Source organism: Devosia sp. Root436, from assembly GCF_001426345.1.
GTDB lineage: Bacteria > Pseudomonadota > Alphaproteobacteria > Rhizobiales > Devosiaceae > Devosia.
The window spans coordinates 141722-157451 of the sequence record NZ_LMEM01000009.1; the positions used below are offsets into that span (position 1 = coordinate 141722).

13 protein-coding genes are annotated in these 15730 nt (G+C 64.8%); 2 read left to right on the top strand and 11 right to left on the bottom strand.

Features of this window, described 5'->3' with window-relative positions; genetic code table 11:
- Window positions 1-177 precede the first annotated feature (177 nt).
- The 4 genes from recN to ftsZ form a co-directional block, all read right to left on the bottom strand.
- Window positions 178-1848, bottom strand: coding sequence for a DNA repair protein RecN (recN, locus tag ASD04_RS05690; RefSeq protein WP_056253846.1), 1671 nt, complete (start codon window positions 1846-1848; stop codon window positions 178-180).
- A 402-nt stretch (window positions 1849-2250) separates the two neighbouring features.
- Complete coding sequence (locus tag ASD04_RS05700; protein ID WP_056253853.1) at window positions 2251-3087, bottom strand: outer membrane protein assembly factor BamD; 837 nt, start codon at window positions 3085-3087, stop codon at window positions 2251-2253.
- Window positions 3088-3180: 93 nt separating this feature from the next.
- Window positions 3181-4137 (bottom strand): UDP-3-O-acyl-N-acetylglucosamine deacetylase, encoded by a 957-nt coding sequence (gene lpxC, locus ASD04_RS05705; protein ID WP_056253857.1) that lies wholly within the window; start codon window positions 4135-4137, stop codon window positions 3181-3183.
- Between the two features lie 112 nt (window positions 4138-4249).
- Window positions 4250-5914: a cell division protein FtsZ gene (gene ftsZ / locus ASD04_RS05710; RefSeq protein WP_056255432.1), complete on the bottom strand. Its 1665-nt coding sequence runs from the start codon at window positions 5912-5914 to the stop codon at window positions 4250-4252.
- Window positions 5915-6166: 252 nt separating this feature from the next.
- Here ftsZ and ASD04_RS05715 point away from each other — a divergent pair, with 252 nt between their 5' ends.
- Both ASD04_RS05715 and ASD04_RS05720 read left to right on the top strand, forming a co-directional pair.
- A complete protein-coding gene (locus tag ASD04_RS05715; RefSeq protein WP_056253861.1) occupies window positions 6167-6628 on the top strand; it encodes a VOC family protein in 462 nt (153 codons plus the stop codon).
- A 56-nt stretch (window positions 6629-6684) separates the two neighbouring features.
- Window positions 6685-7488 carry a hypothetical protein gene (locus ASD04_RS05720; RefSeq protein WP_056253863.1) on the top strand — a complete coding sequence of 268 codons (804 nt, stop codon included), beginning with the start codon at window positions 6685-6687 and terminating at the stop codon, window positions 7486-7488.
- On the opposite strand, the gene ftsA is transcribed toward ASD04_RS05720, so the two are convergent.
- From ftsA to ASD04_RS05755, 7 genes are all read right to left on the bottom strand, one after another.
- On the bottom strand, window positions 7489-8787 hold the full coding sequence (ftsA, locus tag ASD04_RS05725) for a cell division protein FtsA (RefSeq protein WP_244488259.1): 1299 nt from the start codon (window positions 8785-8787) through the stop codon (window positions 7489-7491).
- A gap of 11 nt (window positions 8788-8798) precedes the next feature.
- Window positions 8799-9794 carry an FtsQ-type POTRA domain-containing protein gene (locus ASD04_RS05730; protein WP_056253871.1) on the bottom strand — a complete coding sequence of 332 codons (996 nt, stop codon included), beginning with the start codon at window positions 9792-9794 and terminating at the stop codon, window positions 8799-8801.
- Window positions 9782-10702: a D-alanine--D-alanine ligase gene (locus tag ASD04_RS05735; RefSeq protein ID WP_056253873.1), complete on the bottom strand. Its 921-nt coding sequence runs from the start codon at window positions 10700-10702 to the stop codon at window positions 9782-9784. The genes ASD04_RS05730 and ASD04_RS05735 overlap by 13 nt, the downstream gene beginning before the upstream one ends.
- A 239-nt stretch (window positions 10703-10941) precedes the next feature.
- The gene (murB, locus tag ASD04_RS05740) at window positions 10942-11919 is read right to left on the bottom strand and encodes a UDP-N-acetylmuramate dehydrogenase (protein ID WP_056253876.1); all 978 of its coding nucleotides are present in this window, start codon (window positions 11917-11919) and stop codon (window positions 10942-10944) included.
- Complete coding sequence (murC, locus tag ASD04_RS05745) at window positions 11916-13334, bottom strand: UDP-N-acetylmuramate--L-alanine ligase (protein WP_056253879.1); 1419 nt, start codon at window positions 13332-13334, stop codon at window positions 11916-11918. Before murC ends, murB begins: the two co-directional genes overlap by 4 nt.
- On the bottom strand, window positions 13331-14443 hold the full coding sequence (gene murG, locus ASD04_RS05750) for an undecaprenyldiphospho-muramoylpentapeptide beta-N-acetylglucosaminyltransferase (protein WP_056253882.1): 1113 nt from the start codon (window positions 14441-14443) through the stop codon (window positions 13331-13333). The genes murC and murG overlap by 4 nt, the downstream gene beginning before the upstream one ends.
- Window positions 14440-15609 carry a putative peptidoglycan glycosyltransferase FtsW gene (locus tag ASD04_RS05755; protein WP_056255434.1) on the bottom strand — a complete coding sequence of 390 codons (1170 nt, stop codon included), beginning with the start codon at window positions 15607-15609 and terminating at the stop codon, window positions 14440-14442. Before ASD04_RS05755 ends, murG begins: the two co-directional genes overlap by 4 nt.
- Window positions 15610-15730: the final 121 nt, after the last annotated feature.

The following is a 15730-nucleotide window of genomic DNA, read 5'->3' on the forward strand; positions in this document are numbered from 1 at the left end:
AACACTCACTTCGTTCGGTCCACCGTTCCCTCTCCCCTTGAGGGAGAGGGATAGAAAATCCTCGTTCAGAGGATTTTCGAGGGTGAGGGGTGCTGCGCCAGCCCATGCCAGACGCAAGCAAGAAACCCCTCATCCGCCCTTCGGGCACCTTCTCCCTCAAGGGGAGAAGGGAAGAAGTCAATGAACCTCGCTCAGCAATTTGCTCGCCGCCGCCCGCGCCTCGTCCGTCACCTTCGCTCCGGCCAGCATGCGGGCGACCTCCTCCTGCCGGGCCGTCGCGTCCAGCGGCTTGACATGGGTGCGCATGAAAGCCCCCTCCTTCACCGACTGCTTTTCGATCAGCAGGTGCCGCTGCGCCCGTGCGGCCACCTGCGGCGCGTGGGTAACGGCGAGCACCTGCACCTTGCCGGCCAGCCGCGACAGCCGGCGGCCAATGGCGTCGGCCACGGCGCCACCGACACCGGTGTCGATTTCGTCGAAGATCAGCACCGGGGCCGAGCCGGACGCGGCCAGCACCACCTTGAGGGCGAGCAGGAACCGGCTGAGTTCGCCGCCCGACGCCACCTTGAGCAGCGGACCGGCGGCCGTGCCCGGATTGGTCTGCACGTGAAAGGCGATCTGGTCGAAGCCGGAGGCGGCAATGCGCGCCTCATCGACCTGGTGATCGACGATGAACCGGGCCGCGCCCAGCTTGAGATCGGGCAGTTCCACGCCGACCGCCTTGCCCAGCGCCGCGGCCGCCTTGCCGCGGCCGGCGCTCAGCGTCCCGGCCAGCTTGCGATAGGTCTCCAGCGCCTTGGCCTCTGCCGCTTCGAGCGCGACGAGGCGGGTTTCCCCGCTTTGCAATGTGTCGAGATCGGCACTGTATTTGGCCAGCACGTCGGCCAGGCCGTCGCAACTGGTCTGGTGCTTGCGGGCAGCGGCGCGCAGGGCGAACAGGCGTTCCTCGACACCCTCCAGCTCGGCCGGATCATAGGCCATTTCGCGCTTGAGGTCTTCGAGCGCTTCGCTGGTGCGATCGAGCGCCCCCAGCGAGGCGTCGAGCGTATCGACGATGGGCTGGAACAGGGTCGAGCCGCCGTCGATCTTGCGCATCAGCCGGCGCATCAGGCTGGCCAGCGCCGGCGCGGGCGCCGCGGGGCCATTGAGCATGTCGTCGATCTCAGTGACATCGGACGCGGCGCGCTCGACCTGCTGCAGATGCTGGCGGCGCTCGGCAAGTTCCTCTTCCTCGCCGGCCACGGGCTTGAGCCTCGACAGCTCTTCCACCGTGTGGCGGGCATAGTCCTCGGCGGCCAGCGCCTGCGCCACCAGCGCCTTCTGCGCGGCCACGGCATCCTGCGCGTCGCTGAGGTCCTGCCAGGCATCGCCGACCTTGGCGGCAGCCGCTTCCAGCTCGCCAAAGGCATCGAGCGCGGCGCGGTGGGTGGCGACATCGACCAAAGCCCGGTCATCGTGCTGGCCGTGGATTTCGACGATCTGGCTGCCCACCTTTTGCAGCAGGGCGGCGGAAACCGGTTGGTCGTTGATGAAGGCGCGGGTGCGGCCATCGGCAAACTGCACGCGGCGCAGGATCACGTCCTCATCATCAGGGATGGCATTGTCGCGCAGGGCAGCGCGGGCGGGGTGGTCGGCGGCCAGCTGCAGCACGGCGACCACCTGGCCGCTCTCCTGCCCGCTGCGCACCAGCGAGGCGTCGCCCCTGCCCCCCAGCGCCAGCGTCAGCGCATCGAGCAGGATGGACTTGCCGGCGCCGGTCTCGCCGGTAAGCACCGTCATACCGCCATCGAGCGCCAGGTCGAGCTGGTCGATGAGAACAATATTGCGAACCGAAAGCGCGTTCAGCATGCGCGGACTATTCCCGGACTCGTGCACAGGGCGCGTGCATTTCACGCCAGTCTACTACCACCACGTCATTCCCGCGAAAGCGGGAATCCCCCTTTCGCACAGGAAGGGAGATTCCCGTTTGCACGGGAATGGCGCCGGAACGCATATTAGCAAACCGGAACAAACTGGCAACAGATTTGAAGATGATTGTTTTTCGAGGGGTGTCGGGAGCGCTTTCCCTTCTCCTCTTGAGGGAGAAGGTGCCCGAGGGGCGGATGAGGGGTGTCGAGCTATCGCCGCGCATTGAAGCATGGGAGGGCGCAGCACCCCACACCCGGTTCTTCCGCTGAACGCGGAAGAACCGCCCTCTCCCTCAAGGGGAGAGGGGCAGCAGGAGGAGGCCATGAGGGGTCTCGAACAAACCTAGTTCCGCAGCCCGGCCATCCAGCTGCCGTCGTTGACCGCGGGCGCCAGGCCCTGCTTGGCGAGCAGGTCATAGGCTTCCTTGTACCAGGTGCTGGACGGGTAGTTGTGGCCCAGCACGGCGGCGGCGGTCGCGGCCTCGTTGGTGAGGCCGAGCAGCAGATAGCCCTCGGTCAGGCGGAACAGGGCTTCCTCGACATGGGTCGAGGTCTGCCAGGTTTCCACCACGACGCGGAAGCGGTTGATGGCGGCGGTATATTGGCCATTGCCGAGATAGTAGCGGCCGACCGACATTTCCTTGCCGGCGAGCTGGTCATAGGCCACCAGCAGCTTTTCGCGCGCATCCTCGGCATATTCGGACTTCGGATAGTTGGAAATCACCAGGTTGTAGGTTTCGATCGCATCGGTCGAAAGCTGCTGATCGCGGGTGATGTCCTTGATCTGGGCGTAGTAGGCATTGCCCTTGAGATAGAGCACATAGGCCGCATCGGGCTTGTTGGCATAGAGCGCCATGTAGCGGTCGGCCGCGAGAATGGCTTCGTCGAGCTTGCCGCCACGATAATTGGCATAGACCTGCATCAGCTTGGATTTTTCCACCAGCGCATCGCGCGGATGCTGGCGGTCGAGCTGTTCCAGCGACTTGATGGCCGTAGCGAAATACTGCCGGTCCATATCGTCCAGCGCCTTCTGATACAGCGTGGCGGCCGGAATGATCGGCTCTTCCTTGAGCTTTTCAGGACCGAACAGGCTGCAGCCGGCGAGAACCGCGGCCAGCAGGGCAACCGTGAGAAACCGGGCGGCCCGGCTGGTGAGACCACCAATAGCGTCAACTGTCACGAACTGCCCCGTCCTTATAACGAAAACCGCTTGCCTGCGGCGTAGTTAGCAAATGGATCAAAACTGTGGCACCGCCCGCTGCCCGGTGAGAGATCAGCGCACGGATCGCAGATAGTGATTGACCGCCAACCCCTCGGGCTGATCTTCGAACGCCTCGAATTCGAGCGGCAGGTCTTCGGCACCAACTATCTCATAATTGGCTTCGCTGGAAAAGAGTCCGGTCAGCACATGCGCATTGAGCGCGTGCCCGCCCTTGTAGGAACGGAAGCGGCCCCAGATGGGCAGGCCGCCGAGCGACAGGTCGCCGATGGCGTCGAGCAGCTTGTGGCGCACGAATTCGTCCTCGTAGCGCAGCCCGCCCGGATTGAGGATGCGGTCCTCATGAACGGTAATGGAATTGTCGAGGCTGGAGCCGAGCGCGTAGCCGGCCTGGCGCAGGATCTTGGCATCGCGTACGAAGCCGAAGGTGCGGGCGCTGGACACGTCCTCGTAATAGCGGCGCGGGGTCCAGTCGAAAATCATGCGCTGGCGGCCGATGACCTTGCTGTCGAAATCGATCTCGAGGTCGAGCGCGCGGCCGTTATAGGGCTCGAGCGCGGCAAAGGCGTCATTGTTGCGCACGGTGACGGCGCGCATGATCTTGAGAAAGCGGCGCTGCACCGGCTGGATTTCGAGGCCGACCCGCAGGATGGCCTCGGCAAACGGGCGGGCGCTGCCATCCAGGATCGGGCATTCGCCGCCATCGAGGGTAATGACGGCATTGTCGACACCCATGCCCGACAGGGCCGACATCACATGCTCGACGGTGGCGACGCTGATGCTGTCGCCCAGATCGAGCGTGGTGCAGAGGGTGGTGCGGGTAACGCGGGAGAAATGCACGGGAACCGGCGCGGTCCTGGTGCCATCGCCCTTTTCGCGGCTGATGGTAATACCGCTATCGGCAGCACCCGGACTGAGCGTCATCGTCACCGGTTGAGCGCTGTGGACGCCATATCCGGCGAAAGTGATCGCGGCCGCGAGGGTACGCTGGCGCGTGGACAGTTTTTGCATACTCGAAATAACTCCGACCCCAAGGCCCGGGACGCCCGACACTGTGTTAGCCAAAAAAAACTCGGCGCGAAAGACGCGCCGAGCAATGTTTCCAGAATTCACAGGCCGAATGTTAACCGTGCTTGCGCAGGAAGGCCGGGATTTCGAGGCTGTCCTTCTGCGGCGCTGGCGCCGGCTGGCGGCCATGGGCATCGGACAGCCCACGCGCGCCCTCGACGGCAGGTGCGACGCGCGAAGCCCTTGCCCCACCGGCCTCTATGGCGCTGCGTGCCGCCGCATCGTCGGCTGCCGCGTAGCTGGTTTCGGGGCTGCTGGCCGGCTGGGACTGGCCCAGGTTAAGACCGACATTGGAAGCCAGCTTCTTGAACAGCGCCCGTGCATTGCGCGGCTCGGCATCCTGACGTTCCTGCGGTTCCTGTGACCGCCTCGCAACAATCGGCAGTTCCTCGGTGCGCGGCATGCGGCGCTGGCCCTCGGGGCGGGCGGCATGGGACGGCACATAGACGCTGGGAACCGGCTCTTCGGCGATCAGGGTCGATTCTTCGGCTTCGTGCATGCTCTCGGCGGCCGGAATATAGGGCTCGACGAAAACACCGTCGTCCTCGTCATGCGACGACATCGGCGCCGGTGCCGCGTTGAACGCTTCGGCGACGGCAGCCGCGAACTGGTGTTCGATGGCCTGCGGCGCGGCCGGCGTGGCAAGAGTGGCGCGTTCGGTCTGCGTGCGGGTCGGCTCGACCGGCACATGGCGGCGCACTTCGAGCGGCGTGCGCGAGGCATGCGGCTTGGCCGGCTCCAGCGCCTGAACCATGGTGGCGTCGGTGCCGGTGGCGACGACGGACACGCGGATCGTGCCGGTCAGGCTCGGATCGTAGGTGGCGCCCAGGATGATGTTGCAATCGGGGTCGACTTCCTCGCGGATGCGGCTGGCCGCTTCGTCGACTTCGTACAGCGTCAGGTCCGGGCCGCCGGTGATGGAGATCAGCAGGCCCCTTGCGCCCTGCATCGACACATCGTCGAGCAGCGGATTGGCAATGGCGGCCTCGGCGGCGTGGCGGGCACGATCTTCGCCCGAAGCCTCGCCGGTGCCCATCATCGCCTTGCCCATGCCGCGCATCACGGCGCGCACGTCGGCGAAGTCGAGGTTGATCAGGCCTTCCTTGACCATCAGGTCGGTGATGCAGGCAACGCCCGAGAACAGCACCTGGTCGGCCATGGCGAAGGCATCGGCGAAGGTGGTCTTCTCGTTGGCGACGCGGAACAGGTTCTGGTTGGGGATAACGATCAGCGTATCGACATGGCGATGCAGCTCGTCGATGCCGTCATCGGCTAGGCGCGTCCGGCGATTGCCTTCGAAGTTGAAGGGCTTGGTGACCACGCCCACGGTCAGGATGCCCTGTTCACGGGCCGCGCGGGCCACGACGGGCGCCGCACCGGTACCGGTGCCGCCGCCCATGCCGCAGGTGATGAACACCATATGCGAGCCGCTGAGGTGATCGTTGATCTCGTCCCAGCTCTCTTCGGCGGCCGCGCGGCCGACCTCGGGATGCGAGCCGGCCCCGAGGCCTTCGGTAACACCGACGCCGAGCTGGATGATGCGCTGTGCCTTGGAGAGCGCCAGGGCCTGCGCATCGGTATTGGCAACGACGAAATCCACCCCGTCGAGTCCGGATTCAATCATGTTGTTGACGGCGTTGCCGCCACCGCCGCCGACACCGAACACGGTGATGCGGGGCTTGAGTTCCTGGATATCCGGAATGGTGAGGTTGATAGTCATGGAGGGCCCCATAGTGGCTTGGTTGGTAAAGATTTACCCTCCCAAACGTTAACCGGCCCCTAACAATTGTCTCTCCGGTGTTAACGTGAACGCAATTTGCGACACCTCGCGGTTACCCATTGACGACGCGTTAACCACGCCGCGGCCGAACCACACCGGGAAACCCTGTTGACATCCATTATATAACCAACTAGGAATATAACATATTGGTTCTGGATAAGATCCGGCGCCGCTCAATCGAGGAGAACGACAATGACCAAGATCATGCCCTGCCTGTGGTTTGACAACCGCATCGACGACGCCATCGCCTTCTACACCGAGACCTTCAAGTCGGCGAAGGTTCACGACCTGGTGCGTCAGGACCCCAAGGGCCCGGCCTTCACCGCCGTCATCGAGCTGGCAGGGCAGAAGTTCATGCTGCTCAATGGCGGCCCGGACTTCAAATTCACCGAAGCGGTGAGCTTCGTGATCGACTGCGCCGACCAGGCCGAGGTGGATTATTTCTGGAACCGTTTCGTCGGCGATGGCGGCGAGGAAAGCATGTGCGGCTGGTGCAAGGACAAGTTCGGCCTCTCCTGGCAGGTCGTGCCCAAGCAGGTTTTCGAAACCGTCTTCGGCAAGGATCCTGCCGGCGCCGGACGCGCCATGCAGGCCATGATGGGGATGCGCAAGCTCGATGTGGCGGCGCTGCAGAAGGCGTATGCGGAGGCCTGAGACGCGTTGCCTATGCGACGGCGATGTGGTCCCCTGCCATAAAAGGGGAGGGGACCATGGACCAGCGGGAACTGATTGGCGCCATCACGGATCGAATGGCCGGCAAGGCAGCGGTGCGCGGACTCTTCCTCGCCGGCAGCTTTGGCCGCCAGACTGCAGACGAATGGAGCGACGTTGACCTGGTGGCGCTCGCCGCGCCTGGGGATCACGCGACAATCGCCGCCGACTGGCACGAAACGCTCCAGGCGATCACGCCCATCGTCTTCTGGAACGAGCTGCCGCGCGGGGTGATCGTGCTCAATGCCATCTCGGAGGAATGGCTGCGATGTGACCTCAGCATCGTCGCCGAACACACATTCGGCCGGCGGGCGAAAAATACCATCCTACCGCTGATCGATCGCGACTGCATCTACGACACCCTGCCCGATACCCTGCCGCCGAAGCAGCCGGAAGTCGGGTTCGTCCGCTACCTGATCCACGAATTCATTCGTATGCTGGGTCTGATGCCGGTCGCGCTCGGACGGGGCGAATATGTAACCATGGTGCTCGGCGTCGGCATGCTGCGCGGACACTTGGAGTCACTGCTGCTACAGGACGTAACCAATCCTGACCCTGGCGGGATACTGCATCTGTCTCGGCTCCTGCCAGCGGAGCAGATACGACTGCTGGAGGATCTGCCCTATCCGGGCCCGGAACGCGACGCCCTGATCGCGGCCAATTTCGCCATCGCCCGCGCATTCATGCCCCGCGCCCGAGCCATGGCCGCGCGGCTCGATATCGACTGGCCGGACGCCTTCGAAGCAGCGACGCGAAAACGGCTAGCACTGATGCTGGGCGAGGACGCAGGACGGGCCTGGTAACTAGAAGCTCGTGCGCAGCCAGTTGCCCACGCGGGCGAAATAGCCGTCGGTGCCGGTGAGTTTGCCCCTGCCGCGGGGCTCGGCATATTCCTGGGCGCAGACCTGCGGGTAGATCAGCATGCCGGCCACGGTGGCAAAGCCGGCGCCCTTGGCCATTTCGGGCAGGCCGGCAATGCCCATGGGGCGGCCGTTGCGGACATTGCGCGCCAGGGTGCGGCGGGCAACTTCGGGCAGGCCGGTCATTTCGCTGGCGCCGCCGGTGAGAACGAAGCGGCGGCCGCACACATCCATCATGCCGGTAGCCTGCATGCGGTCGCGGATGGCGGTGAGGATTTCCTCGATGCGCGGGCGCATGATGCGGGTGAGCACCGAACGGGCCACCTGCCCCGGCGCTTCGTCATGCGATGCGCCGACCGGCTGGATCGGGATCAGGTCGCGCTCGTCGGCCTGGCCGGGCAAGACCGAACCGAACAACGTCTTGAGCCGTTCGGCATCGGCCACGCTGACCGAGAGCTGGCGGGCAATGTCGAGCGTCAGGTGATGGCCGCCAATGGCGATGGCGTCGGCATAGACCAGGTGGCCGTCGTTGAAGACCGAGACGGTGGTGGTGGCGCCGCCGAAGTCGATGCAGGCAACGCCGAGCTGGGCTTCGTCATCGACCAGGGTGGCCAGGCCCGAGGCATAGGGGGTGGCGATCAGCGCCTCGATCTGCAGGTGGCACCGATGCAGCACCAGTTCGAGATTGCGCATGGCCAGCGTTTCCGAGCTGACCACGGCAACATCGACGCCGAGCTTGTCGCCGACCATGCCCTTGGGATCGCGGATGCCCTTCTGGCCATCGATCGCGTAACCGATCGGTAACGCATGAATGATGGAGCGCTCCGGGCGGACCGAGCGCTCGTTGACGGCGCGCAGCACGCGGTGAATGTCGGCCTTTTCCACTTCCTGGCCGTCAAGCGACACGGCGGCGGAGAAGGTTTCCGAACCCAGGCGCCCGGCAGTGACGTTGACGATGACGGTTTCGAGTGTCAGCCCGGCGGCGCGCTCGGCCATGCCGACCACGGAGCGGATGGCCTGCTCGGCCTTTTCGATATCGGTGACGACGCCGCTCTTGACCCCCGAGGACGGGCCATAGCCGAAGCCGATCACCTCGGCCTGGTGCGAGCGGCCCTTGAGCGCCCGGCCCTCGGCGCGCGGGGTGAGGCGCGCGATGACGCAGCAAATCTTGGTGGAGCCGATATCGAGCACGGCGACCAAGGTGGTCTTGCCGGGCTGAACGGGGCGAAGCCGGGAGGTCATGGCGTCGGTCATCATTGCGGGGTGGTCGTCGGTTGGGGAAAGGCGATGGACGGCAGGGTACGTGGCGGCATTGGATAGGGTTGCTCGGAACGGGCGCGCTCTGCGATCGCGGCCTTCCTGGCCTTTTCGTCCCTGGCCAGTTCTTCTTCGGTCTTGGTAGGGCGCACGGCGACCAGCGTATCGACGCGCAGGTCGATGATGGTCACGTCGCGATCCAGCAACTGGTATTCGGCCTGGTAGAAATCGAGATTGCGCAAGGCGCGGGCAACGCCGAGTTCGGGCAATTGCACGCGCAGGCCCGTATCGTAGATCAGGTCCCAGCGGCGGTCGGCGATGCGCGAGAGGGCGACGAGGTTGTTCTTGAGGTCAGGATGCTGGTCGAGTGCGCGGATCATCACCATGGCGTCGTCATTGGCGCCGTCGCCCACCACCAGCGGCAGATCGCGATAGGCGCCGCGATCCTCGCCGATCTGCTCGCCCGCGCCATCGACGACGAAGGTAATGCCATCTACCCGCCAGCGGGCCACCGGTACCTTCTCGGTTACGGTTACGATGACATCGCCCGGATAGGTCTTGCGCACGGTGACGCCGGCAACGGCCGGCAATTCGGCAATGCGCTGGCGGGCGGCTTCGACATCGAAACTGACGGTGGAGGTATGCGGCTCGATGCCGAGCGCGTCGAAAATAGCCTGTTCGCTGGTCAGCGCCTGGCCGGAAATGGAGATTTCGCCGATGGCGAGGCCGGCGGCGGCAAAGCGCCCCTGCGCCGCTTCGCCCAGGGCGACGGCGGCATTGCCGAGGGGCTCGCGCAGTTCATAGACGGCGACAGTGGTGGTCAACAGCGCGGCAATGGCGGCGGCACGCAGGATGGGCCTGCGATGCAGCACCCAGGCGCGACCGAAATTGTTGGCAAGCTTGCGGCGGGGCGAGCGGACAGGAACAGGCAATGCGCGGGGATCGACCACCCTTGCGCCGGCGAGAAAGGTCTCGCTCTTTACCTGTTGCAACTCGCGTCCTCCACCATCCAGGCGACCAGTTCTTCGTAGCTATGGCCCGCATGGGCCGCCTGCTCGGGCGCAAGCGACGTCGGCGTCATGCCTGGCTGGGTATTGATTTCCAGGCACACCAGTTCGCCATCCTCGCCGGCCGCGTCGTTGTAGCGGAAGTCCGTCCGCGTCACGCCGCGACAGCCGAGAGCCGCATGGGCGGCAAGGCTTAGCTTTTGCACCTTGTCGTAAATTTTAGGTTTCAGGTCGGCAGGAATTATGTGGCGAGAACCATTTGCGGCATATTTGGCCTCGTAGTTGTAGAAGCCGAGATCGGTGACGATCTCGGTCACGCCCAGCGCCACATCGCCCATGACCGCGCAGGTGAGTTCGCGCCCCGGAATGAAGCGCTCCACCATGATTTCCTCGCCGCAATTCCAGTCTTCGCGCAGGATTTCCTGCGGCGGATGGCTGACATTGGCCTTGACGATGAACACGCCGAAGCTCGACCCCTCGGCAATCGGCTTGATGACATAGGGTGGCGCCATGACATGGCTGCGCGCGGCCTCGGGGCGCGACACGATAACGTGATCCGTCACCGGAATGCCCGCAGCCTTGAGCATGATCTTGGCCTGGTGCTTGTCCATGGCCAGCGCCGAGGCCAGCACGCCTGAATGGGTATAGGGGATTTGCAGCAATTCCAGCAGGCCCTGGATCATGCCGCTCTCCCCGAACGGGCCATGCAGGGCATTGAAGGCCACGTCGGGCCTGAGCTCGAGCAGCACATTGGCAATGTCGCGGCCCACATCGACCTCGGTCACCCGATAGCCGGCACGGCGCAGGGCCGCCGAACATTCCGCCCCGCTGCTGAGCGAGACGGGACGCTCATTGGACCATCCGCCCATGAGAACGGCGACGTGCTTGGTCATGGTGTAGTCCTTGCATTTGCGGGGTGTGCGTGGAGAGAACCACTGAGCGCGGGCTCCCTCTCCCCTGAGGGGAGAGGGCGGGGTGAGGGGTTCAGTGCAGGTGAAAGACGCCGTGCCAGACGCAGCGCTGGACCCCTCACCCGCCCCTTCGGGTCGACCTCTCCCCTGAGGGGAGAGGTGACTTCGGCTCCACTCGGTGCGCGATAGCTCTGCGCTTGTGGGGTTGCGAAACGCACGGCCTACACCGCCCCCGTAAACACATCGCCATCCAGAAACTCCCTGACCTCCTGCCCCGGCAGGAAATGGCCCATGCGGCGGATTTCCCATTTGAGTTCGATGCCGGAATGGGCGCGCACCTTGTTGCGCACCGTCTCGCCCAGCGTCTCGACGTCATGGGCCGTGGCATTGTCGATGTTGAGCAGGAAATTGGCGTGCAATTCGCTCATCTGCGCGCCGCCGACCTTGAGGCCCCTGCCCCCGGCCGCGTCGATCAGCTTCCAGCTCGAATGACCCTCGGGATTCTTGAAGGTGGAGCCGCCGGTCTTGGCCTTGGTGGGCTGGCTCGATTCACGCTTCTCGGTGATTTCGCGCATCCGGGTGAGGATATCTTCGCGCTCGCCGCCGAAGCCCTGATAGACCGCCGAGGTGAACACCGCGCCGCGCGGACCGTTGGACTTGCGATAGTGATAGTCCATATCGGCATTGCTGAGGGTGATGATCTCGCCCTGCCGCGTCACCGCGCGCAGTTCGACCATGCGGTCGCGCGTCTCGGTGCCATAGCAGCCGGCATTCATGTAGAGCGCCCCGCCGATGCCGCCGGGAATACCGCGATAGAAGGTGAGCCCGTCAATGCCCGCTTCGGCCGCGGCGGTGGCGACCTTGACGTCGGGCAAAGCCACGCCGACGCGAATCCTGTGATCGTCCAGCACCTCGATCTGCCCGAAGGCCTTGCCGGACAGCCGGATGACCACGCCATCGATGCCGCCGTCGCGGATCAGCAGGTTGGAGCCGAGCCCGATGACGGTCATGCGGATATCGGCCGGCAGGTGCTTGAGGAAGAAGGCCAGGTCTTCCTCGTCGGCCGGGGTGAAGAACAATTGCGCCGGCCCGCCGACGCGGAACCAGGTGACTTCGCTCAGCAGCTGGTTGGGGACCAGCCGGCCGCGAACCTCGGAAATCCAGGGCTGGAGCTGGGGGATGAGATCGGGATAGCTCATTCGGGCTCCTTGCCGAGCAGCGCGCCGAGTTCGGCCGGCAGCGTCGCGGCCCACTGGGTGATGTTGCCGGCGCCCAGGCACACGACATAGTCGCCCTCTTCGGCACGGCTGGCGATGAGCCTTGCCAGGTCTTCCGGCTTGTCGAGCACGCGGGCGTCGCGGTGGCCGAGGGCGATGATGCGATGCACCAGTTCCTCATGGGTCACCCCGGCAATGGGCTGTTCGCCCGCCGCATAGACCGGGGCGACGATGACCGTGTCGGCATCGTTGAAGCAGGCCGAGAACTCGTCGAACAGGTCATGCAGGCGGCTGTAGCGGTGCGGCTGCACCACGGCGATGACGTCGCGCCTTGTGGATTCACGCGCCGCCTTGAGCACGGCGGCGATTTCCACCGGGTGATGGCCATAGTCGTCGATGACGGTGATGCCGCCGACGATGCCGGTCCTGGTGAAGCGGCGCTTGACCCCGGTAAAGCCACGCAGCCCCTTGCGGATGGCCTCGGCGGGCACATGCAGCTGATCGGCCACGGCGATGGCGGCAGTGGCGTTGAGCGCATTGTGGACGCCGGGCATCGGCAGTTCGAGCCCGTCGATGCGCAACTGGGTCTGGCGGATGCGGTCGCGGATCTCGACGGCGAAATGGCTGACGCCATCAACGGTTTCGAGATCGACCAGCCGCACATCGGCCTGCGGGTTGCGGCCATAGGTGATGACGCGGCGATCTTTGATCTCGCCGACCAGCGCCTGCACTTCGGGATGGTCGAGACACATCACGGCAAAGCCATAGAAGGGCACGTTTTCCACGAACTGGTGGAACGCCTTCCGGACCCCTTCAAAATCGCCATAGTGATCGAGATGTTCAGGGTCGATATTGGTGACGATGGCCACGTCCGCCGGCAGCTTGATGAAGGTGCCGTCGCTCTCGTCGGCCTCCACCACCATCCATTCGCCGGCGCCAAGCCGGGCATTGGTGCCATAGGCATTGATGATGCCGCCATTGATGACGGTGGGATCGAGATTGCCGGCATCGAGCAAGGTGGCGACCAGCGTGGTCGTCGTGGTCTTGCCATGCGTGCCGCCAATGGCGATGGCGGTCTTGAAGCGCATGATCTCGGCCAGCATTTCGGCGCGCCGCACGATGGGCAGCGCCTTGGCGCGGGCGGCGACCAGCTCGGGATTGTCCTTCTTGATGGCCGAGGACACGACCACGACTTCGGCCTTGCCGAGATTGTCGCCGCTCTGGCCGATATGCACGTCGATCCCCATGTCGCGCAGGCGCTGCACATTGGGATTGAGCGAGGCATCCGAGCCCTGCACGGTATAGCCCTGGTTGTGCAGGATTTCGGCGATGCCGCTCATGCCGATGCCGCCGATCCCGATGAAATGGACGGGTCCGATATTGCGCGGCATTTTCATGAGCGATGATCCACTTCGATATTCTTGCCCGAGAGCATCTCGGCCAGGTCCGCCAGCTTCTCGACAGCCCGCGGCTGGCCCAGCGAGCGGGCGGCGTCGGCGGCCTTGATGAGGGTTGCCGGGTCGGTTAGCAGCGTCGTCAGCCAACTGGCAAGCGATTGCGGTGAAAGCGTGGCCTGCTCGGCGATCCAGCCGCCGCCGGCCGCCTCCACCACCAGCGCATTATGCTTCTGGTCGGCATCGATCGATCCCGGCAGCGGAATGAGGATCGACGGCCGGCCCAAAACGGTGAGTTCGGCAATGGTCGAGGCGCCCGACCGGCCGATCACCAGATGGCTGCGCGCCATGCGCTCGGGCAGGTCGGCAAAGAACGCCGCCAGCTCGACATTGATCTTGGCCAGCCGATAGGCCTCGGTCACGCGATCGAGGTCGTCGGCGCGGCATTGCTGCACCACACGCAGCCGGTGGCGCAACCCTTCGGGCAGCAATGCCATGGCGGCCGGCACGATTTCGCTCAGCGCCCTGGCGCCCTGGCTGCCGCCGAACACGACGAGGTTGATCGGGCTGTCGGGGCCGAGTTCGGGATAGGGCGTGGTGGCGACAGCGCGCACCCGGTCGCGCACCGGATTGCCGGTGACGACCTTTTCGAGGCTGAGGCCGCTGGCGAACCGCGTTTCGCCAAAGCTCATGGCCAGGAGGTCGGCAAACCGCCCCAGCGCGCGATTGGCCCGGCCCATCACGGCATTCTGCTCATGCAGGATGCCCGGAATACCCAGGAAGTTCGCGGCAAGAAACGGCGGAAAGGTCGGATAGCCGCCAAAGGCGATGACGCAATCGGGCTTGCTGGCGCGCAATTTGCCGAAGGCCACCGCCATGCCGCGGAGAATTTTGACGCCACCTGCCACGAACTTGACCGGATTGCGCAGCGACGGGGTGGCCGAGGGCACGATATGGACCTGGCTGGCCGGAAAATCCCCGCCATAGCTTTCCACCCGATGGTCGGTCATCAGTTCGACCACATGGCCGCGCCGGAGCAGTTCCTGCGCCAGCGCCATGGCCGGAAAGAGATGTCCTCCCGTGCCGCCCGCCATGAGCATGAATGTCTTCATTCGGCTGGTGCCAGTGGCGCCACGGCGCTCTTGTAGCTCGGCAGGCCCGTGGCCATGCGCTCCTCGGGCTTGGTGCGGGTAAAGGCCAGCATCAGCCCCATGCCAAAGGCGATGGCGATCATCGAGGTGCCGCCATAGCTGACGAAGGGCAGCGTCATGCCCTTGGGCGGGATCAGGTTGAGGTTCACGGCGAGGTTGATACCCGATTGCATGGCGAACTGGATGGCCAGGGTGGAAGCGGCAAGGCGTGCAAACAGGCTTGTCTGCCTTTGTGCCCCCATCATGGCGCGAATGACGATGAAGGCGATCAAGGCCACCAGCGCCAGGCAGAACAGGATGCCGAATTCACCGGCAGCGGCCGAGAATACATAATCGGCATGGGCGTCGGGAATGAGCTTCTTGGCGATGGATTCACCCGGCCCCCGGCCGAACCAGCCCCCCTCCAGCAGCGACTGCAGGGCGCGGTCGATCTGGTAGGTATTACCGCCTCCCTCGGGATTGAGGAAGGTGTCGATGCGGCTCGAAACATGCGGGAAGAACATATAGGCGCCGAACAGCAGCGCCCCGGCCGCGCCCGCCATGCCGAAGATGATGAACCAGGAAATGCCGCTGAGGAACAGCAGCACCGCCCAGGTGGCGGTGACCAGCGCCGTCTGCCCGATATCGGGCTGCAGCACCAGCCCCCCGACAATGGACAGCATGATCAGCGAGGCCATTATCTTGCCGGGCACATTCTTGTGGATCATCGATTCCGAGAACAGCCAGGCCCCCAGCACGGCAAAGGCCGGCTTGACGAATTCGGACGGCTGCAACGATTGCCCGGCAAAGGAAATCCAGCGCCGGGCGCCCTTGACCTCGGTGCCGAAGCGCAGCGTGGCCCACAGCAGCAGGACGCTGATCACCAGCGTCACCAGCCCCCAGATGCGCGCCTGGCGATGGCTGAAGAACGACGTGCCGATCATCACGCCCAGCGCCGGAACGCAGAACATGGCGTGGCGGATGATGAAATGCCAGGGTGACAGGCCGAGCCGCTCGGCCACCGGCGGGCTGGCCGCGAAGCTCAGCACCATGCCGCAGGTCATCAGCAGGATCAGCGCCCCCAGCAGCTCCCGGTCAATCGACCACCACCATTCGGCGAGAGGCGTTTTTTCGGCGCGGGAGAACATCATGGGACAGGCCGGGCTACTCGATACAAACTGAATCCAATTGTAGCAGCCGGTTGGTTACCGAATGTTCAAGGCCGTTGCGTTTTGCGAAAGCGCTGCGCCTGCGCCCGGCGGGTCAAGC